15 protein-coding genes and 2 tRNA genes are annotated in these 20,125 nt (G+C 67.0%); 14 read left to right on the top strand and 3 right to left on the bottom strand.

The features are described 5' to 3' along the window. Positions 1-92 precede the first annotated feature (92 nt). Positions 93-164: transfer RNA gene (locus tag BLV05_RS29900), tRNA-Gln, on the top strand. A gap of 86 nt (positions 165-250) precedes the next feature. Further along, a tRNA-Glu gene (locus tag BLV05_RS29895) sits at positions 251-326 on the top strand. Between the two features lie 12 nt (positions 327-338). Here BLV05_RS29895 and BLV05_RS29890 read toward each other — a convergent pair. Continuing rightward, a complete protein-coding gene (locus BLV05_RS29890; protein ID WP_052763199.1) occupies positions 339-1,559 on the bottom strand; it encodes a tyrosine-type recombinase/integrase in 1,221 nt (406 codons plus the stop codon). A gap of 676 nt (positions 1,560-2,235) precedes the next feature. Here BLV05_RS29890 and BLV05_RS36265 point away from each other — a divergent pair. Beyond that, positions 2,236-2,514: a hypothetical protein gene (locus tag BLV05_RS36265; RefSeq protein ID WP_152691137.1), complete on the top strand. Its 279-nt coding sequence runs from the start codon at positions 2,236-2,238 to the stop codon at positions 2,512-2,514. Between the two features lie 5 nt (positions 2,515-2,519). Next, positions 2,520-3,026, top strand: a complete 507-nt coding sequence (locus tag BLV05_RS29880) for an NUDIX hydrolase (RefSeq protein ID WP_269149020.1) — start codon at positions 2,520-2,522, stop codon at positions 3,024-3,026. 1,331 nt (positions 3,027-4,357) lie between these two features. On the opposite strand, the gene BLV05_RS37335 is transcribed toward BLV05_RS29880, so the two are convergent. Beyond that, complete coding sequence (locus BLV05_RS37335) at positions 4,358-4,603, bottom strand: hypothetical protein (protein ID WP_197683406.1); 246 nt, start codon at positions 4,601-4,603, stop codon at positions 4,358-4,360. Between the two features lie 302 nt (positions 4,604-4,905). On the opposite strand from BLV05_RS37335, the gene BLV05_RS29870 reads away from it, so the two are divergent. After that, positions 4,906-6,816 (top strand): sialidase family protein, encoded by a 1,911-nt coding sequence (locus BLV05_RS29870; RefSeq protein WP_172860726.1) that lies wholly within the window; start codon positions 4,906-4,908, stop codon positions 6,814-6,816. Then, entirely contained in the window at positions 6,813-8,639 is a 1,827-nt protein-coding gene (locus BLV05_RS29865) for a DUF2264 domain-containing protein (RefSeq protein WP_160312764.1), read from the top strand. The genes BLV05_RS29870 and BLV05_RS29865 overlap by 4 nt, the downstream gene beginning before the upstream one ends. A gap of 228 nt (positions 8,640-8,867) precedes the next feature. Here the strand turns inward: BLV05_RS29865 and BLV05_RS29860 are convergent, their stop codons facing one another. Continuing rightward, positions 8,868-9,581, bottom strand: coding sequence for a FadR/GntR family transcriptional regulator (locus tag BLV05_RS29860; RefSeq protein ID WP_197683405.1), 714 nt, complete (start codon positions 9,579-9,581; stop codon positions 8,868-8,870). 145 nt (positions 9,582-9,726) lie between these two features. On the opposite strand from BLV05_RS29860, the gene BLV05_RS29855 reads away from it, so the two are divergent. The 8 genes from BLV05_RS29855 to BLV05_RS29820 all read left to right on the top strand — a co-directional run bounded on the left by BLV05_RS29855 (position 9,727) and on the right by BLV05_RS29820 (position 19,725). After that, positions 9,727-10,296, top strand: coding sequence for a sugar phosphate isomerase/epimerase family protein (locus tag BLV05_RS29855; RefSeq protein ID WP_046773069.1), 570 nt, complete (start codon positions 9,727-9,729; stop codon positions 10,294-10,296). Then, a complete protein-coding gene (locus BLV05_RS29850; RefSeq protein ID WP_082155873.1) occupies positions 10,293-11,354 on the top strand; it encodes a Gfo/Idh/MocA family protein in 1,062 nt (353 codons plus the stop codon). The genes BLV05_RS29855 and BLV05_RS29850 overlap by 4 nt, the downstream gene beginning before the upstream one ends. An 80-nt stretch (positions 11,355-11,434) precedes the next feature. Further along, entirely contained in the window at positions 11,435-13,210 is a 1,776-nt protein-coding gene (locus tag BLV05_RS29845; RefSeq protein WP_082155872.1) for a sialidase family protein, read from the top strand. A gap of 168 nt (positions 13,211-13,378) precedes the next feature. Next, positions 13,379-14,884: an ABC transporter substrate-binding protein gene (locus BLV05_RS29840; protein ID WP_046773066.1), complete on the top strand. Its 1,506-nt coding sequence runs from the start codon at positions 13,379-13,381 to the stop codon at positions 14,882-14,884. 13 nt (positions 14,885-14,897) lie between these two features. Next, complete coding sequence (locus tag BLV05_RS29835) at positions 14,898-15,914, top strand: carbohydrate ABC transporter permease (protein ID WP_082155870.1); 1,017 nt, start codon at positions 14,898-14,900, stop codon at positions 15,912-15,914. Next, a complete protein-coding gene (locus BLV05_RS29830; protein ID WP_197683404.1) occupies positions 15,911-16,813 on the top strand; it encodes a carbohydrate ABC transporter permease in 903 nt (300 codons plus the stop codon). Before BLV05_RS29835 ends, BLV05_RS29830 begins: the two co-directional genes overlap by 4 nt. Before the next feature lie 186 nt (positions 16,814-16,999). Continuing rightward, positions 17,000-18,205 (top strand): alpha-galactosidase, encoded by a 1,206-nt coding sequence (locus tag BLV05_RS29825; protein ID WP_160312847.1) that lies wholly within the window; start codon positions 17,000-17,002, stop codon positions 18,203-18,205. Continuing rightward, on the top strand, positions 18,202-19,725 hold the full coding sequence (locus BLV05_RS29820; protein WP_046773071.1) for a sulfatase family protein: 1,524 nt from the start codon (positions 18,202-18,204) through the stop codon (positions 19,723-19,725). Before BLV05_RS29825 ends, BLV05_RS29820 begins: the two co-directional genes overlap by 4 nt. Positions 19,726-20,125 lie beyond the last annotated feature (400 nt).

Here is a 20,125-nt window from a genome sequence, read left to right as displayed (position 1 = left end):
TCATGGATGGCGGTCGGGCGGCCGGTTTGGATCGAACCCCGTCCGACCGCTATCCTTACCGGGCGGTCGAGCGGGATACCCGCCCGATCCAGTGGGGTATGGTGTAATTGGCAGCACGACTGGTTCTGGTCCAGTTAGTCTAGGTTCGAGTCCTGGTACCCCAGCGCCCGGCACGGCTGGCACGATCTCCAGCGGGTTTGGAGTCATCGCGAGGCTCGGGTACAGTTTCACCTCGCGACCTCGGTCGCATGGCCCCGTTGTGTAGCGGCCTAGCACGCCGCCCTCTCAAGGCGGTAGCGCGGGTTCGAATCCCGTCGGGGCTACCAGTGAAGCGCCCCTCACCTGCGGAAACGCAGCTGAGGGGCGCTTTCGTGTGTCCGGCCGCTCACGGCTCCAGGCGGGTCTCTACGGCTGTTCTTGTCGAATACGTGTCGAAGTTTTCGCGGCCCGCGCTCGCGCCCGAGCGCGGCGTCGATCCGGTCGCGGTACAGCTCGTCGTCGCCGTCGGTGCACTTGGCGTAGATCTTGAGCAGCACTTCGACGGAGTGTCCGGCCCATGACGCCGCTTTGGTCGGTAGGACGCCGGAGTTGAGCCACGTCGAGACGCAGGCGTGGCGCAGGTGGTATGGCCGCAGGGCGATCAGCACACGTTCCGCCGCGGCACCGAACACGGCCTCGCGGGCCTTCCTCCAGACTCGGAAGACGGTGAAGGCGGGGAGGTGGCCGGTGCTGCGCTCGCAGACGAACAACCGGCCCTCGGGGGTGGTGCCGAAGGTGCCGAGATGGTGGTGCAGCAACGCGGTCAGTTCGGGTGGGGACGGGACCTTGCGGACTTCACCAACGTTGCGCTGTTTGAGCGGCCGGTCGTCACGCGCCTCGCCGGTGTTGGTCCAGTCGCTGCCGGCGTGTGGCTTGGCCGCGTCCAGGTAGATCCAGCCCCAACCCTTCTTCGGAAGATCGAGGTTGTCCCGGCCGAGGTCGGCCGCCTCTTCGGGGCGCATGGCGGCGTAGTACAGGCAGCCGAAGTAGGCCTCGAGCCGCTCGCCAGTCGGTCCTTGAGCCGCGACCGCGGCGAGCAGCTCGCGTGCCTGGGTCGGGTTCGCGACGGTGCGCGGGTCGACCTCGGCGATGCGTTGTGCCGGCTGCTTGACGGCGGGGAGCGGGTTGGCGATGAGGATCTTCCGGTCGACGGCGTGCTCGGCCAGGTTGTAGAGGATCTTCCGCCAGCGGGACGTGACGCTCGTGGCGCGGGCGCCGCCGTCGAGGCGGACCGCGATGCCGTCAAGCAACTGGCGGAGCACGTCGGTGTCGGCCAGGTCTGCGGCCGGCCTGGAATGGCTGGACGCCCAGCGCAGCGCATCGCTGACCCAGGCGGGCTGGTTGGGATCGTCGCGCCGGTTGGTGTTGAAGGCCCAGCGGGTCAAGGCGGAACGCAGCTGGACGCCATCGGGCATGCCGCGTTCGTTGGTGAACATCAGGCAGGTGGCAGCGGTGAGAGCTTCGGCGACCGTGCGGCGTGTCGTCGCCGCGGACTTCGCCCACTTCGCTTCGAGGAACACTATTCGCCATCTGAACCGGGGACGCGAGCTGCCCGTCGGAAACGATTCGTCCCCGTCGTAGTGCACCCACAGGAGGTCCGGGCGTCGGTCAGCGCCGGGGGCGGTGCCGCGGAGCCCGATCACGCTCGACGGCGGCGGGTTGCTGAGCGCCGGGTGCCGTTCGGGAGCATCGATGAAACCTTGATGACCGGAGGCTCCCCGGGTTCCGCGAGGATCGAGCCCGGCGCAGGGAACCGTCGGCGGGCCGGCGCAGCACCTCGAGGTCATCGACAGAGCCGCCTAGGAGCCCCCATCCGTCCCGTTGCGGACGCGCGCCGCCTCGGCCATGCGCCTTGATGCAGCCGGCGGTCTCTTGGCCTCGTCTGCCACGTCAGCGATGCGGCGGGGAGCTTCGCTGTGCGCTTCGTGCCGGCCGTCGACGGCGTGTTTGCAGCTAGAGGATCTTGTGGATCGACTGGGAGCGAACGTCGTCACATGTAGCTCGCCCGAGATGCCGGAATGGCATGATGTTCTCTCTGGTCGAGCCCTTGTTCATGCGCGCGATCAATTCGGCGGATCGGCTCCAGCGGCCATCACAAGTAGCGGAGATCGCTGGAGCGTTCGGCTGGAGCTACCGGATAGGGATCGAAGGGCTGAACTCAACATCCTTCTCTACGGACCCGCGGGACGGTTTGAGGTGGTCGAGCACGTCGACCGCCAGATTCTTGTGTACGACCGGGCCGCGGTGGAACGCCTGGACGGACGTGAGATCTCCGTGGTCACCGACCTTACCGCCAGCGTGTACGAGGTCCGCATCCCGCATGCGATGCTGAGCGGTCGGCCAGACCCGGTGCGGACGCCGATCCTGCTGGGGCTACGCGAATGGGAGCGCAACGGACAAGCGCCGCGCGAGCTTGGCTTGCCCCGATGTTCGTCCTACCGAGCGAAGCGTGACCACGCGCGTCGTGCAGAATAGGCGTCGTGATCGCAGACCCAAGAGCCGAGGTTAAGCCGCCCGGTCACGCGGTGGCCGCCCACGTGATGCTGACCAGGGCTGGGCAATTGGTCCTCCTTGCGCGCAGGGCCGGAACCGGCTACGCCGACGGCCTATGGGCCTTGCCCGCCGGCCACGTAGAGGCGGACGAAACACCGCTTGAGTGCGCAAGACGTGAAGCGTATGAGGAACTTGGTGTTCGGGCCGACCCCGACGACCTGGAGTTCGCGTGCTTGATGTTCAGACCGAGCAAGCTGGCGCGGGTCGAAGTGATCTTCCGCCTCGCACAGTGGAGGGGCTCGCCAGTCAACAACGAGCCAGAAAAGTGCAGCGAGATCGCTTGGCATCCGATGGGTCGGCTGCCGAGCGATACGTTGGGCTACACCGGAGTGATCGTGAATCGCGTGTTGAGAGGCATGACGTACGTCGAGTACGGCTGGAATGACGACGAACCGGAAGTGTGCCTGCTGCGCGATCTTAAGGCGAGGAATTAGTTGATCTAAACCAGTGTTCCGTTGACTTGCGGTGGTCCCTATCGCGAGAAGAATCGTTTGATACTTCCAGCGGTGACCACGAGACCGCCGGCGGCTAGTATTCCGGGCACGACGAATGCGCGCTGGAGCCGAGAAATACTGACGGTGCGATTTAACACGTTCACCCCCTTCCCGCATGGCCCTAAATGCATATTCGAGTGGGCGCGAGCAAATGGGAAGGTGATTGTTCTCAAGCAGATCCTGGCGCAGGGCGATACCTAGAAGCGCGCAATATAGCTCGCGACAGTTGAAGCTGGTGGCCATCGTAGGCGGAAATATTGGTTCACTTCCGATGGCGCGAAGTTGCTGTTTGAGATCATGGGATTCGCTCGAGACCGGTTCGGCGCCGACGGTGACCAGCTTGCGCGGGCGGCGATTTGATACTGCGCGACTCTTCCGCCCGACGCTGTGCTCCTGTGCGGCCTACGATCCCCGGCTCAAGTCGAAGTTGCGGCGAGGGCGCTCAGCTGGAGCCTGTCCGAGAAGGATCTTGAGTATCTCAGCTCGAATTTGGTCCGTATACGGCAGCTAGTGGGAGTTAGGACGCTGCCCGGATAGGTCCTCGATCGCTTCCGGCGCGCCAGTCAGTCGCAGTCACCGACGGTCGCCGGAGAGGCCGAGATCGACCACTCGACGATCGTGGGCGTCGGCCATTCGGGATGAGGTGCGGCTCGGCGGCCGCATGGCCGGGCACCTACGCGGAGTAGGCCATCAGCGGGCTATCACACCTCGATTCCCGACGGGGTCACCTTCGAGCGGGCGGCGGCCACCGTCGCCGGCGCCGGCGACGCGACGCGCGGTCTGGCGCTGCTGAACCTCGCGCCCGGCGAGTCGCGTGACGTCACTGGTGTGGCCCGTATCGGCGAAGCCCGAACATGCGACTGGACCTGGTCCAGGTAGCCCCACGAGCCCGGTCGGCGATCGCGCGGTTCGTCCAGCCGCGCGGCCAGGACCACGACCTCGTGCTCGCGCCAGCGGCGTGCCGGTGGACCCCACCCGGAGGCGCTGGCCGACTGATCTCCACCGAAGCCTGCCGCCCGTCGCGTGGCATATCAAGCTCGGGACAGGACGTTCCGTTCCGCAGCCCACGGGGACACTTCGGTGCATGGTTGCAACTCGGTGGCGGACGGCCCGCCGCCTGTGCAGGTGCGGGAGCGGAGGACGGCAGCCAAGTTGCTGACCCGAGGGCGCGGTGCCTCATTCGAGAAGCACCCCTGACACTGCGCCGGCCGGAACCCGCTCGGCGCAGGCGGAGGTCGGCATGCCCTGAGGCGGTCGTTGGGAGGGCGGGGTCACGCTCGGAGCGGTGCGTGGGCGAACTCGTCCACGCCGGCGGCGAAGGGGACCCGGGCCATGAAGCCGAGGACCTCCGCGGCGCAGGCGGGGGAGGCGACGACGTGGCGGACGTCGCCGAGGCGGTACTCGCCGGTGACGACGGGCGTCGGCGCGGTGTGGGCCGACCTTCGGGTGGCCCCGAACTGCCGAGCCAGCTCGGACTCCGGCTTCAGCGCATCGCCTGGGCGGAGCTTGTTGGTCATGGTGGGGCTCCGGATCTCGTTCTGCACGGTCAGGTGCAACGGGACCTGCTGTCCCAATCGTCGGACCGGATGGGTCAATCACGGGCGTTCAGTCACCCTCGCCTCGCCTCCTCTTGACAGCACGTCAGCGTCACTCTACGGTCGAAAACCTGTAGGACATCGGACTGAATCATAGCGTGATCCAGCCAAGGCGCCTCACTCCGATGTTCGATCGGCGCGCATCATCAACGCACCTCCCTGAGTTCGACTCTTGGTGCGGCCATTCCCCGGCCGTCCAGCAGAACCGAGCGGAAGGAACCAACATGTCGAAGACGACACCGCGAAGGCGGCCACTGGTCGCCGCCCTCACCGGCGCCGCCGCACTCGCAATGGTTGCCGCCTCAGCCGGTGGGCCGGCCTCGGCGACGGACGATGAGCATGTTGCCCAGGCGACCCGCACCACAGTGTTCACGCGTGGCGAGGGTGGCTACCACACCTTCCGGATCCCCGCCCTGGTCGAGGCAACCGACGGCACCCTCCTCGCCTTCGCCCAGGCCAAGGTCGACGGTCCCGGCGACTTGGGGGAAAGTGACGTGGTGGTCAAGCGGTCCACTGACGGCGGATCGACCTGGGGAGCGATGCAGGTGCTTGCCGGTGGAGGTTCCGACGACCAGTGGGCCAACGCGGTGCCGGTGGTCGACGCGACGACCGGTCGGATCGTGCTCAGTATGAACTACATCGACGCAGACGCGGACGGCGAGGACGTGGAATGCGGTCGGGCGGCGGCGACCACCTACATCCAACACAGTGATGATCATGGGGCGTCCTGGTCGGATCTGGTGGACATCACGGATATGTTGAACCCCGGAAACTGGCGGAGGGTATCGGCCGGGCCTGGCCACGGTATCCAGCTCACGCAGGGCGAACACGCGGGCCGGCTGGTGATCCCGGGCCGGCACACCTACGTTGAAGCGGGCCAGACCTGTACCGACTCGACGGGAGCCGGCGGTCACGTCCGGTACAGCGATGATGGTGGCTTGTCGTGGCAGATCGGTGCGGTCGATGAGCAAGGTAATCCTGACTTGCGGCCGAACGAGGTGTCGGCGGTCGAGCTGGCCGATGGCCGGTTGTACTTGAATGCCCGCGATCAAGGCGACACGGCCGGCCATCGGGTCGACACCACCAGCAGTGATGGTGGTGAGACGTTCGATGAGCCGTACGACGCGGTCAACGGTGTGGTGACCTCGACGATTCAAGGATCGGTGACGCGATTGCCGGCGACTGCTGCCAACCCCGACCGGGTGATCCTGTCCGTGACGAACCATCCGACGGCTCGGGAGAAGCTCACGTTGTGGTCGAGTTTCGACAGCGGTGAGACGTGGGAACCGAGTTACGAGGTCTACGACGGCCCGTCGGCCTACTCAGACCTAGCAGTACTCGACGAACGCCGCGGGAACCGAGAGGTCGGCGTGTTGTTCGAGGGCGGTGAGCGGTTTTATCCCGGTGACCAGGAGTTGACGTATCACCACGATATCTACTTCACGCGGGTGCCCGAACGATTGCTGGATGTGCCCACGCCCCCACCGGCGGTGACTCCGGACGTCGCAGGTGATCACGATGCCACGATCAGTGGCACACCGGGCATCGTGGCCGGGAGGTTCGGCCGTGGGTTGTCTCTCGCGGGCGATTACGCGGAGCTGCCCCTGACCGACGAGTTGTCGTTCGGCAGTGAACCGTTCACCGCGGCCACGTGGTTCCGTACCGACTACCTTGGCAACAACCAGGCCATCCTCTATGCCCACGACCGGTTCGGGCCGAGGTGGTGGATCCAGGTCGAGCCCAACAGCGGCAACGTCATCCGGGCCCAGATCTCGACCGACAAGGGATCCACCAGGACCCTCACCGCGCTGGGTGATTTCGTGGACAACGAGTGGCATCACGTCGCGCTGGTGCGTGATGTCGACGGCGTCGTCCTGTACGTCGACGGCCAGGTCGCGGCTACCGGCGCGTCCATCGGCACGGGCTCGGTCTCGGCCGGTGCGCGCACCGGGATCAGGGTCGGCGCCCGCGTCGACGGGATCAACGCCCAGTTCGTCGGCGCCATCGACGAGGTCTGGCTGTTCGACACCGCACTCACCGCCGAGCAGGTCGCCGACCTCGCCGCCACCAACTCCGTCCAAGGCGCCACCCCCGTCACGCACCTCCCGATGAAACAGATCACTCGGCAGCCGTGACGACTCGTCCAGAGGGGCTCCGGTCGCGCTCCGACCTTCAAACTGCCGTCCGTACGTGGTGTTCGGCGCTGCTGCCGAAGTTCAGCCCGGGGTCGGCACGGGTGCGCCTCGGTCACACCGGCGCCTCGTTCGACGACGCCGCCGCGGAACTCGAGGGCTTCGCGCGGCCGCTGTGGGCCTTGGCGCCGCTGGCCGCGGGCGGCGGCGCCTTCGACGGCTGGGACCGATATCGCGAAGGCCTGGTGAACGGCACGAACCCCACCCACCCGGAGTACTGGGGCCCGGTCACCGGCACCGACCAGCGCATGGTGGAGATGGCGGCGATCGGGTTCGGCCTGACGATGGTGCCGCACGAGCTGTGGAACCCGTTGTCGGGCGCGGAGCGCGACCGGGTCGCCGACTGGCTGCTCCGCATCAACGACCACCCCGTCGTCCACAACAACTGGCAGTTCTTCCGCGTTCTCGTCAACCTCGGCCTCGCCCGGGTCGGCGCCCGCCACGACACCGCGAAGATGCACGAGGCGCTCGACATCATCGAGACGTTCGCCGTCGACGCCGGGTGGTACCACGACGGCCCCAGCGGCCACGGCGACTGGTACATCCCGTGGGCGATGCACTTCTACGGGCTGATCTACGCCCGGATCGCCGGCGACGACGACCCGGCGCGCGCGGGCCGGTTCCGGGACCGGGCGGTGGCGTTCGCCGCGGACCATGCCCACTGGTTCGCCGCCGACGGCAGCGCGCTTCCCTACGGGCGGAGCCTGACCTATCGATTCGCTCAGAGCGGCTTCTGGGGGGCGCTGGCCTTCGCCGACGTCGAGGCGCTGCCGTGGGGCGTGGTGAAGGGACTGGCACTGCGCAACGTCCGCTGGTGGATGCGCCGGCCGATCTTCGCGCCGGACGGCACCCTGACCCTCGGCTACGGGTACCCGAACCTGCACATGACCGAGCGGTACAACTCGCCGGGCTCGCCGTACTGGGCGCTCAAGGCGGCCATTCCGCTCGCCGCGCCGGCCGGCCACCCGTTCTGGGCCGCCGAGGAGCAACCGCTCCCCGAGTTGGCCGAGGTCCACCCGCTCCCGCCCGCCGGGATGGTCGTCTACCGTTCCCCGGACTCGTCCCACGTCGTGGCGTTGGTGAACGGCCAGACGACCGGATCGCTGAAACACGCCGCGGAGAAGTACGCGAAGTTCGCCTACTCCACCCGGTTCGGTTTCAGTGTGCCGGCGGCCAACCACGAACTCGCTGCGACGGCCGCGGACAGCATGCTGGCCATTTCCGACGACGGCAAGCACTACCGCGTTCGCGAGGACGTCCATGACGCCTCGGTCGCCGGCTCCGTGCTCCGGTCGCGATGGACGCCGTACGAGGACGTCGAGATCGAGACCTGGTTGACCGCGGTCCCGCCCTGGCACCTCCGGGTCCATCACGTCCGGACCGGCCGGCGGTTGTCGACGGCGGAGGGTGGCTTCGCGACGTCTCGTCCGGACGGAACTCCGGCGGAGCTCGATGACGCGGGTCCGAGGCATGCCGTGGTGCGTGGCGCCGCCGGGCCCAGCGGCATCGTCGACCTCACCGGTACTCGTGCCGGTCAGGTGATCAGCGCCGAACCGAACACGAATCTGCTGCTGCCCCGGACCGCGATCCCCACCCTCGTCGCCGATCTCGATCCCGGCGAGCACTGGCTGTCGTGCGCGGTCCTGGCCGACCCGCTCCCCGACCCGTTCGAGATCGCCTGGGCAGCAGGTCCGCCGGAGCTCACGATGATCCCGGGCCTGCCGGACCAGTCGTCGCCGGGTCATCGAGCGACGTCGAAGAGTTGAGAAACAAGCCGACCCAAGCCCTTAAGACAGGGATTTGCACACGATGAGTCGACTCGAAATCTGGACGGCGACGCACGCGCCGTTCGATGCCTAGGGACGGCTCGACGTATCCGTGCTCGTGAAGTGGCCTAAAGGGCTGTCGCAGCTCACGGTGAGTCGGTCGCCATCGCCGAGGACCTGGACTGCTACGGCGACTCGGTCGATCGACGAGACGTGAAGCTGAACGACTCATGGCGGGCTGTCGCTCACTCGTTCCTCGATGCCGACGTAGTGCTGCCGGACGGCGTCGCGGGCTCGTTCGGCGTCGCCGCTGAGCACGGCCTTGACGATGGCGGCGTGCAGGGCGTGGATCCGCCGGGGATCGCGGCCGTGGACCGGGGGAGCGGCGCGGTGGTACGCCTGCCAGAACAGGTCGAACAGCTGCAGCAGCATCTCGTTGCCGAGGTCGGCGAAGAGCAGCCGGTGGAACTCGCGGTCCTGGTCGGCGAAGTTCTCGCCCCGGCCGGCCCGCTCGCCCATGTCGGCCAGGACGACGCGCAGCGCGGCGACCCGCTCCGGCGTGATCGCGTGCATGGCGTCGGCGATCATGCCGGCCTCGAGCGCCTTGCGCAGCGCGACCAGCTCGCTGAGCGCGCGGCGCCCCTGCATCAGGCCGTAGGGGAGGTTGTCGAGCAGCGGGGTGAAGGAGAAGTCCTTGATGTAGACGCCGCTGCCGCGCCGCGTCTCGAGGACGCCGGTGGACTCCAGTGCCTTGACCGCCTCACGCACGGAGTTGCGGCTCACGCCGAACAGCCGGGCCAGCTCGGCCTCGGGCTTGAGCGCGTCGCCGGGGCGCAGGTCCTGCTTGATGATGTAGTGCCGGATCTCCTCCTGCACGGTCTTGTGCAGTGGGGGAAGCGGCTCCAGGCGCCGGAACGCCGGCTCCTGCTCTGTGTCGCTCAAGGTGTGTCCGCCCTCTTGACAGTGTCGTGAGCGACATCCTAAGGTCACCAACCTGTAGGATGTCTAGCAGGCGACCGGCCGCCTCCCCAGGAGGAATGTGATCTGCATGCGCATTGGAATGTGCGAGAAGGATCTACGAGGGCCGTTGCCGGAGACGCTCGCGTGGATTGCCGCGAACGGCTTCGACGGCTTCCAGGTGTGGCAGCGCCGGATCGATGCCGCCGGCTTGAAAGCGTCAGACGTCGCGACCATGGCCCGCGACCTCGGGCTGGAGGTGACCGCCGTGGGCGGCGGGCCGAATCTGGTTGATCCGCGGTCCGCCCAGGAGGCGATCGACGCGTTCCGTGGCTTCCTGAATCTGTCCGTCGAGCTTGGCTGCCGGATCGTCACCGCCGAGTCGAAGGCCAAGCCCGACGACCTGTCCGACGCCGATGCGTGGGCGTCCACCGCCGAGACCGTTGCCGCGATCTGTGCCCATGCCAAGGACATCGTCTTCACCGATGCCGGCGGCAACGCGGGCCAGGCCGGTGTCCGTGATGTCGCGGCTGGCGAGGGCCGTGTGGGGTATCCGGCGTATCTGAGCGCGCTCGCCGCGACAGGCTACGACGGGTACCTGACCGTGGAGATGCACATGGGCGCGGAAACCAGGCGCCGGCAGGCCGTCGAGGCGGCCGACAACCTGCGGACGCTGCTTGCAGCGGCGTCGGTCCGATGACCGTGTACAGCGTCGGGATCATCGGGTGTGGCCAGATCGCCGGAGCTCATGTCGACGGGTTCGCCCTCACCGGCCGGGCCACAGTCCGCGCGGTGTACGACATCGACGCGGAGCGGGCCCGCGGCAAGTCCGAGCAGTGGTGCGCCCAGGTCGCAGAGTCCGCGGAGGCACTCGTGGGGTCGGTCGACATCGTGGTCATCGCAACGCCGGGCTTCGCGCGGCTGGAGTACGTCAAGCTCGCGGTGGACGCTGGCGTGCACATCCTGTGCGAGAAGCCCATGGCGCTGGACCTCGATGACGCCCACGCCATCGAGGCCATGGTGCGCGAGAGCCGAGGTGTCTTCATGATCGCGTTCAACCAGCGCTACGAGCCCGCGCCGGCCACGCTGCAGGAGATCGCGGCCTCGGGGAGACTGGGCGGCATCGTCTCGGCGTGGATCCGCTGGCATGCTCCCGCACCGTCGCAGCGCTGGCGCAACATCGAGGCCAGCGGCCGTTGGCGTTTATCGTTCGACCTGTCAGGCGGCCGGATCAACGAGTTCTCCTCGCATGCCGTCGACTGGTTGTTGTGGGTGCTCCGTGAGCCTGAGTCGGTGTACGGCCGAGCCCTCCACGTCACCGAGGGCTTCGCACTCGACGATGGGCACTACGCCACGTTCAACTGTGAGTCCGGTCCCGGCTTGCTCGATGTCGCCCGCAACGCCGCGGTCAAGCCCGCGCGCAGCTACGGGATCGTCGGGCACGCCGGCAGCGTGCAGCTCGGGGACGACGGAATCTGGCTGACGCTGATCGATGCGGAGCTGATCCAGGTTCCGGTGTCGGCGCCGCCGTCCAAGCACGACCACCTCCTCGATTGCATCGAGAGCGGTGATCGGCCGAAGACCCGACATCCGGGCCGGGCTCGACACGCTGCGAGCTCGTCTTGCGTTCAACCCCTCGGTCCGCAGCGGCGCCGTCGAACTCATTGGTTGACGTCGTGCCATCAATGCATAGGAAGTCCTGCTGAATTCGCTCAACATAGGAGGATGTTGTGCCATCGTTGTCACGACGAGAGCTGATCAGGAGCGCGAGTCTGGTCGGTGCCGCGAGTGCCGTGGGCGCGTCCCTCTCGGTCCCAGGTCGGGCCGAAGCGGTTGGTATGGGCGCCATCCGAAGGTCGGTGGTGTTCGAGCGGCTGCATGACGGCTATCACACGTTCCGGGTGCCGAACGTGATCCCGGCGCCGAACGGCGACGTGCTGTGCATCGTCAACGCCAAGATCGAGGACCCTGGCGACTTCGGCCCCGCGGACCTCGTGCTCAAGCGGTCGGTCGACGGAGGTCGTACCTGGGGACCGTTGCAGGTCATCGCCGCGGAGGACGGCACCAGGATGAGCGGCTCGCCGGTGGTCGACGAGGAGACCGGCCGGATCTTCGTCGTCGCGATGCGTGTCGCCGATCACGTCGAAGGCGAAGACATTCTGAACGGGACGGTGAGCCCGGAGGACGCCCCGCGGCCGTTCCTCACCTACAGCGACGACCATGGCCACACCTGGTCGGACTGGCGGGAGCGGGAGCTCACCGCCGACATCAAGCCCGCACCGATACGGCACTTCGTCATCGGTCCTGGCAGTGGCTTCCAGCTCAAGCACGGGCCGCACCGTGGTCGGCTCGTGATGCCCGGGAATCACTCGTACCTGCCCGCCGACGGCGACACTCCGGCAGTTGTCGGCGTGCACGTCGTCTACAGCGACGATCACGGTCAGACCTGGCAGATCGACGGCGAGATGGGCGCGTACTCCTCGTGGGACATCATCCCGAACGAGACCACCATGGTCGAGCGTTCCGATGGCACGATCTACATCAACACTCGAGACCAACACGGACGTGCACCAGGCAACCGCGCGGCGACCACGAGCAGCGATGGGGGCAACACGTTCGACGGGCCGTTCGAGATCGTCGACGACCTCCTCACGCCGGTCGTGCACTGTTCGCTCGTCGAGGCGACAGCGCGTGGCGACCGATCGGAGCGGCTCGTTTTCGCGGGGCCGCAGCATCCGTCGTCGCGGGAACGGCTCACGCTGCGATCCAGCTTCGACGGCGGGCGGACGTGGCGCCAGGGCACGTTGGTGTACGACGGGCCGGCGGGATACTCCGAGATGGTCAAGGTCGACGACGCCGTTCTCGGCGTCGCGTACGAGGGCGGACCGTGGCTCGGCGACTACACGGGGCAGAGCTATCACCAGCGTATCGATTTCGCCCGCGTGCCCCTGGCCCTGCTGGACCTGCCTCAGCCGCGTCCGGTCACCGCACCCGACCGCTCCGGCAACGGCCTGCACGGCATCGTGAACGGTCAGTTCGAGACGGTCCCCGGTCGATTCGGGCGCGGACTGGCGATCTCCGGCGGGTATGTCGAGCTGCCGGCGGATGAGAAGATCCTGTTCGGTGACGGACCGTTCACCGTCGCCACCTGGTTCCGGACGGCGCACCAGCAGCTGCAACGCATCGCCGATGCGTACGTGCCGGGTACGGCTCCGAAGTGGCAGCTCGAGGTCCTCGGCACCGCGGTACGCGCCAGCGTCTACACCGACACGGCGAACGTGACGGTGTCGGCACCCGGCAACTATCTCGATGACGCCTGGCATCACCTCGTCCTCACTCGCGATTCCGACAACACCGTGACCTTTCACGTGGACGGTGTCGCCCGAGGGTCGGAATCCGGAGTGGCCGGATCGGTTTCCGGCGGCGCCGTCGTCGGGGTCCGGTTCGGTGCCCGGCTCGACGGCGTCAACAACCCGACGGTCGGGTCGCTCGACGAGATCCTCCTGTACGACCGGGCGCTGAACGCGGCCGAGATCACCGACTTGCACGAGGGCAATCGAATCGCGGCCGGAACGCTGGTCCACCTGCCGCTCGACCAGCTGAGCCGCGCCTAGCGCGATACGGCCGGCGGTGAGTGGTCGATGCCCAGCGCCGGCCGTGTCGCACAGCATTGTTCCGCCAACACGCAGCCTCACGCCGCGGCCGGGGGTACCTCGGTTCGCGGCGAGGCACAGGAACGAAGGACGATCATGAGCGCAATGAGGCGTTACTCTCGCCGTACCGTGCTGAAGGGCGCCGGGGCCACTGGGCTGGCGGCACTGATCGGCAGCTGTGTCGACACCAGCAATGTACCCGAATCCGGCCCGCGTGAAATCCGGGAAGGCGAGTTCGACATCCCCGACTGGGCCGAGGCGCCGACCGGTGACGTGTCGCTGCGATGGGTCGACAGTGGCGACGCGAAGGCCCTCTACTGGAACGCGATGCTCGAGGCGTACTCGGAGAAGTTCCCGCGTATCTCCGTGGATTATCAGGGCACCAACTGGAACAGCATCCAGGAGGGAATCACCCTCGGTCTGCGCGGCGGCACTGCACCCGACGTCTTCCAGCTGCCCGGCAACATCACACCTGCGGCTGCTGTGGCACAGGGTTGGCTGCAACCGTTCGACGACGTGATGCCGGACTTCGCAGCGCTCAAGGAGCGTCTCCCGGCGGGCATCCTCGCCGACGGCGTCACCAACTTCGACGGCAAGACGTATTCGCTGCCTATCTACCAGCCGGCGTTCGCGCGGCTGTTGTTCATCAACAGGACCCTCGCCGCCGAATCCGACATCGACGTCGAGCAGGAGTGGACTCTGGACAGCCTCGGAGAGGCCGTCCGGGCGGTCACCACGACCGGTGCCGACGAGTACTACGGGATTCTGGACCACCTCGGGCAGCCCAATGGGATGAACGACGCGTGCGCTCTCCTCGCCCAGCTCTCCGGCATGCACGGTGGGGTGGGCAACGACATCTTCGCCTCATTCAACTGGACGACCGGTGAGTTCAACTACACCGATCCGACCTGGATCGACGTGATCGACTGGTATCTCGGCCTGGTGCGCGACGGGTGCTTCCTGCCCGGCTCGATCAGCTTCGACGCTCCGACCGCGCGGGAACGGTTCCCGCAGGGTCAGGCGGTGTTCTTCATGCAGGGGCCGTGGAACATCAACCTGTGGCGCGCGGACTATCCCGACCTCGACCTCGGCGTCGCCATGCTTCCGATGCTGGACACGGCGAGTCCGGGCGTGATCACGAAAGAGCCGGGCGGGGGAGTGAACTACGGCATTGCAGCAACCAGCGAGCACGCCGACGTGGCCGGGAACATCCTCAACTTCCTGTTCTCCGACGCCGGCCAGGCGCAATGGTACGCGTACTGCGGTTCGAGCGATCCGGCACATTTCCCACCCGAGGAAGCGGCCGACCTGGACCCGGTGCACGCCGAGGTCTACGAGTTCATGGAGCGGTACCACCGGATCGGTCCGTCGCCGGTCGTGCGCAACCAGGATGTGGTCAAGGCGGTCGAGGTCGTGGTTCAGCCGCAGCCCAACCTGCACGACGTCTGCGCCGCCCTGTTCACCGGCGAGGCGACCGACGTCAGGAGTGAGATGCAGGCCCTGCAGGACCGCGCGAACCGATCGCTGGACGAGGCGGTCGCGACCGCGCGCAGCGAAGGAGCGAACGTGAGTCGCGACGACTTCGTCTTCTCCGACTGGGTGCCCAGCGAACCGTACAGCTCGCTGTACGAGTGAGGAGGGCACGCGCATGACGGCCGCCATCGACTTGCCGACCCGATCGGGTCCCCGGAAGCAAGGCCTGGGACGAGCCATCTGGGACGCACGCCACAGCTACGCGCTGATGATCCCCGGGCTCATCCTCATCTCGATGTTCTCGATCTACCCGATGGTGATGTCCTGGTACTACGCGTTCTTCCGCTGGGACGGCTATTCCTCGGACCGGACGTTCATCGGGTTCGGCAACTTCGTCGAGGCGACGGGAGACCCGTTCTTCTGGGACGCCTTCTGGCGATCGTTGCTGTTCGCCGCGGTCGCGACGCCCATCGAACTCGTGCTCTCGCTCGCGCTGGCGCTGCTGCTGAACGATGCGTCGCTGCGGTTCCGGACCTTGTACCGGACGGCGATCTTCATACCGGTCGTGACCACGACGGCGGTGGTGGCCATCGTCATGAGCTTCGTCTTCTCCGCGTTCAACGGCCCGGCCAACCAAGTGCTCTCGACGCTGCGTCTCGTCGAGCAGTCGATCGACTTCCTCGGCGACCCCCAGATCGTCCTGTGGGCCGCCATCGGGATCTTCATCTGGAAGTGGGTCGGTCAGCCCATGATCTACTGGCTGGCCGCACTGCAGACGATCCCCGGCGAGCTCTACGAAGCGGCCAGGGTGGACGGGGCCGGGCTCTGGCAGCAGTTCCGCAACGTCACGGCGCCGCTGCTGACCCCGTTCGCGGTCATGATCGCGCTCATCGTGACCATCGGCAACCTGCAGGTGTTCGCGTTCATCCAGGCCCTGACCGGTGGCGGTCCCAACTACGCGTCGGAGCTGATGGAGGTCTACATCTACCGGATCGCGTTCGGCGGTGAAGGGGCCCAGCGACTGGGCTACGCATCCGCGGCCGGTGTGCTGTTCGGTCTGACCCTGATGATCTTCGGAGTGCTCCAGTTCCTCGCCGTTCGCCGCGCCCGCGGCGAGACCTCCACCGAACGGGATCAGATCGTCGCCGAGACGGACCCGACGCCACGACCGGCTGCGGAGGAACGCCCGTGACCAGCACAGCGACAAGCGCGGACGCGCCGACCGAGAACATCGCGCCGCCACCGCCGCGGCGGCGACGCCGGCGCCGCCCGGGGCGCGTGCGACGGATCGTCACCCACGTCATCATGACGCCGTTGTGCCTCATCTGGATCTACCCGTTCGTGTGGATGATCTCGGCCTCCATCAAGCCGAACAGCCTGATCTTCTCGTCGCTGGCGCTCTTGCCGTCGGAGCCGTTCTTCAGCAACTACGTCGACGCCTGGGTCAACGCCGACATCGGGCGCTACTTCCTCAACAGTGTGATCGTCACGGTGGGCGGGGTGATCATCGTCGTCCTCACGACGTCGACCATGGGGTACGTGCTGGGCCGCTACCCGTTCCCAGGCAAGAAGGTCGTGATCGCCGCGCTGGTAGCGTTGGCGATCCTGCCTCAGGGATACACGATCATCCCGATCTACGACCTCATCCAGCGGCTCAACCTGGACGGCACGCTGTTCGGCATCATCATCGCCGAGAGCGGGCAGGCCCACATCGTGCAGCTGCTGCTCTACGCCGGCTTCTTCCGGCAGTTGCCGAACGCCCTGGAGGAGTCGGCCAAGATCGACGGCGCGAGCTATTTCCGGATCTTCTTCACGATCTTCCTGCCGCTTGCCGCGCCCGCGACGGCAACGGTGATCATCATCCAGTTCATCGCCAGCTGGAATGACTTCCTGCTGCCGTTGGTGCTGACGCTGAGCCAGCCCGACCTGCAGACGCTGGCGGTCGCGGTCTACAGCTTCCAAGGCGAGAACGCGACCGACTACGCGCAGATGACCGCGGCGAGCACCATCAGCCTGCTGCCCGTGATCGTCGTGTTCCTCTTCCTCCAACGGCACTTCGTCGAAGGTCTGGCCGGCGCCGTGAAGCAGTGATCTCGACTGCCAACCTGCCTCCTACGGAAGGGAACACCCACAGACATGTCGAACCCAGTCCCCGAGGGCGAGACGTCCGGTCCATGGCGCAGTAGCTTCGATTGCCCTGGTCCAGTGCTCTTGCCGTGTCACAACCGGTGGGGTCAGGACGTCTACCTGCAGACCGGCGACTTCGACCTCGACCCGATGGCTGTGCCCGCCGACTCGACCGGCGGCTCGCCGGTGCTCCTGGCTGACGGCCTGTTCGTGGGACTGCTCGCGCCGACTGTCGGCAGCCGGTTCCGCCGCCGGGAGGGCAAGCTGACCGTCACCTCGACCTCGCCGGTGTTCGTTCGCGAAGGTGAGCCCTTCGAGTCCTGGTCGGAGTACACCGAGCTGGTGCTCGCCGGGTCGGCGCGGGCCGGACGGACCGCGCCATTCCATGATGCCGTCGAGTACTGCACCTGGGTCGAGCAGAAGGCCGCGGCGGTACAGAACGGCACCACCCCGCAGGCGCAGCTCACGGACGCGTTCATCATGGACTTCCTTGACCGCATCGACGCCATGGACCTGCCACGGGGCAAGGTCACGATCGACGACGGATGGTTCACCTCGGACGGGCCCGGCGGGTTGGGCGACTGGGACGTCGACACAGACCGGATCGCCGACCTCGCTACCGTCGCCCGACGCATTCGTGAACGCGGCCATGTTCCGGGGCTCTGGTTCGCGCCGGGTCGGGCGGCGGTCGCCAGCAGATTCCGCACGGGCCGCCCCGAGGAGTTCTTCCCGATCGTGTCGGCACGGGCCGAGACGATCGGGCGAGCGACGCGAGAACGGTATGCCTGGCCAGGAGCCGACCTGCTCGATCACCTGCGCCGGACGTTCGCCCGCTACAGCGACCAGGGCTTCGCCAAGTACAAGCTCGACCTGCACTATGGGCCCAAGCACATCATGATCGGCCAGTTGCAGCTAGCGTACGCGGCGATCAAGGCGTTGGATCCCACGTACGAGGTGGAGCACCACACGCCCGACATCTTCGCGAGCCGCTGGGCCGATGTGGTGCGCACCAACGACGTGTTGATCAACAACGAGCAGCAGTGGCGCGGCGTCGCGGCCGCGCACTGGTTCATCTCCCGGTGGTCATGCCCGGACACCTTGCTCAATCTCGATCACATCGGCGGGAACGACCCCACGGTCGGGGCGGCGGACTTCTCCGAGCATCTCGACCGCATGCGCTCCTTCGACGGTTACCCGGTGGTCAGCCTGTTGCCGGACCGATTCGGCGCGGAGGTGAGCTCCCAGGTAAGGACGGCGCTGGTCGGCTACGACACCACTCGCGGCCGGACCTGGACCGCGCCCGAGCCAATCAGCTGGCACGAATTCCTGGGCGACCGCGAAAGGACGTGGCGATGAGCGCACCAACGACAGAACCGGGGCAGCGACCGAACATCCTGCTGATCACCACCGACCAGCATCATTACCAGGCCATGGGGACCAGGACGCCGGTCCTGCAGACGCCGCATCTGGACGCCCTCGCGGCGGGGGGCGTGACCGTCGACCGTGCCTACTGCCCGAACCCGACCTGCTCACCCACGCGAGCGTCGATCCTCACCGGCCAGTACCCGTCCACACACGGCTGCTGGGCTCTCGGTACCAAGCTCGACGAAGAGCGGACAACGGTCGGGCAGTTGTTGAGTCGCACCGGATACTCGACGTCGCTGATCGGCAAGGCACACTTCCAACCGTTGGCGAGCCGGCCCGACCAGACTTCACTGGAATGCCCGCCGATACTGCGTGATCTCGACTTCTGGCGCACCTTCACTGGGCCGTTCTATGGATTCGACCACATCGAACTCGCCCGCAACCACGCCGACGAGCGCTGGGCCGGACAGCATTATGCGATCTGGCTGGAGGAGCAGGGCATCGCCGATTGGCCCGCATACTTCCAGAACGAGGACCGCAGCAACAGGCGCACTCACTGCTGGGACCTGCCGGAGGATCTGCACTACACGACGTGGACCGCTGAGCGTTCGATCGCGGCGATCGACCGTGCCGTCGACGCCGCGGAGCCCTTCTTCCTGTGGTCGAGCTTCCAAGACCCACATCCTCCGTACCTCGTCAGCGAGCCATGGGCATCGATGTACGACCCCGCTGACATCACTCCGCCGCCAGCCGCCGCCGGCGAGCTGTCCCGGATGCACCCCTGGTTCTTCGAGACGCAGCGTGACCAGCCCGACTTCTCTCCGTGGGCGGATTCGCCCTACCCCACTCACGGGTTCGGTCGTCAGGTCCGCGACGAGGCCGATCTGCGGCGCGACATCGCCGTCTACTACGGCATGATCTCGTTCGTCGACGCCGCGGTCGGGCGCATCCTCGAACATCTCGAGGCCCGGGGCCTGGCCCACAACACGCTGGTGGTGTTCACCACCGACCACGGGCATTTCCTGGGGCATCACGGGCTCACTGTCAAAGGTCCGTTCCATTACGAGGACCTGCTGAGGATCCCGTTCCTGGCCAGGCTCCCCGGGCACATCCCGGCCGGCACCAGCACGCAGTCCCTGACGTCGTTGATCGACCTGGCGCCGACCTTCCTTGCGCTCGCCGGCATCGATGCACCGGTCGCGATGCAGGGCGTGAATCAACTGGACGCGTGGGCCGGCGGCGGGCCGGCGCGAGACCACGTGCTGGTCGAGGACCGGTTTCAGCCCACAACGGTCCACGTCCGAAGTTACATCGGCGACCGGTACAAGCTGACCGTCTACCGCGGAACCGACCACGTCGAGCTGTTCGACCTCGCTGAAGACCCCAACGAACTGCACAATCTGGCCGGTGACCCGGAAGCCCAGCCTCTGCGTGCGGAGCTGATGCACCGGTTCGTCCAGGCCGACATCGCCCGCGAATCCAGCCAGTACGAACGCATCGCACCCGCGTGATCCTTTCCGTCGCCCGATACCCAGCTGAATGCAGAAGCTCGGGCACGGGCCAGATTGCGGGCACACAGACTCGAGGAGGGTCTATGGCACGGGCGCGAGCGCAGTCGCCGGTGGGCGTCGTCGCAGCAGCCGACGGGTCGGGATCACCGGTGTGCTCACTTTTGGCGACCTCACGGTCGACCTCGGGATGAGGGCCGGTGTGAGGCGCGCGGACCGAGTCAGCTTCGACGTCGGCGGTCGCCAGATCCTGTGGGCGGTGGGAGAGGTCCTGCTCGACGGTGTCGACCTGCTCTCCATGGACCCGAACCAACGAATGGCGACCGGCGGTGGCCGACGATCGGCATCGCGACCAGGCCGTCGCTGTCGGCGCTGAAGGACGGCGTCACCGGCCTCGCGGTCG

Origin of the sequence: Jiangella alkaliphila, assembly GCF_900105925.1 — a bacterium.
Classification (GTDB): Bacteria; Actinomycetota; Actinomycetes; order Jiangellales; family Jiangellaceae; genus Jiangella; species Jiangella alkaliphila.
The sequence above is the reverse complement of the archived record's forward strand: the minus strand, read 5'-3'. Positions and strand labels throughout refer to the sequence as shown.

What these genes read in the sequence shown, in the direction of transcription:
- BLV05_RS29820 (WP_046773071.1), top strand. Translation starts at nt 18,202, where the DNA reads ATGAGCGCACCAACGACAGAACCGGGGCAGCGACCGAACATCCTGCTG.
- BLV05_RS29825 (WP_160312847.1), top strand. Translation starts at nt 17,000, where the DNA reads ATGGCTGTGCCCGCCGACTCGACCGGCGGCTCGCCGGTGCTCCTGGCT.
- BLV05_RS29845 (WP_082155872.1), top strand. Translation starts at nt 11,435, where the DNA reads ATGGGCGCCATCCGAAGGTCGGTGGTGTTCGAGCGGCTGCATGACGGC.
- BLV05_RS37335 (WP_197683406.1), bottom strand. Translation starts at nt 4,603, where the DNA reads ATGACCAACAAGCTCCGCCCAGGCGATGCGCTGAAGCCGGAGTCCGAG.
- BLV05_RS29850 (WP_082155873.1), top strand. Translation starts at nt 10,293, where the DNA reads ATGACCGTGTACAGCGTCGGGATCATCGGGTGTGGCCAGATCGCCGGA.
- BLV05_RS29870 (WP_172860726.1), top strand. Translation starts at nt 4,906, where the DNA reads ATGTCGAAGACGACACCGCGAAGGCGGCCACTGGTCGCCGCCCTCACC.
- BLV05_RS29835 (WP_082155870.1), top strand. Translation starts at nt 14,898, where the DNA reads ATGACGGCCGCCATCGACTTGCCGACCCGATCGGGTCCCCGGAAGCAA.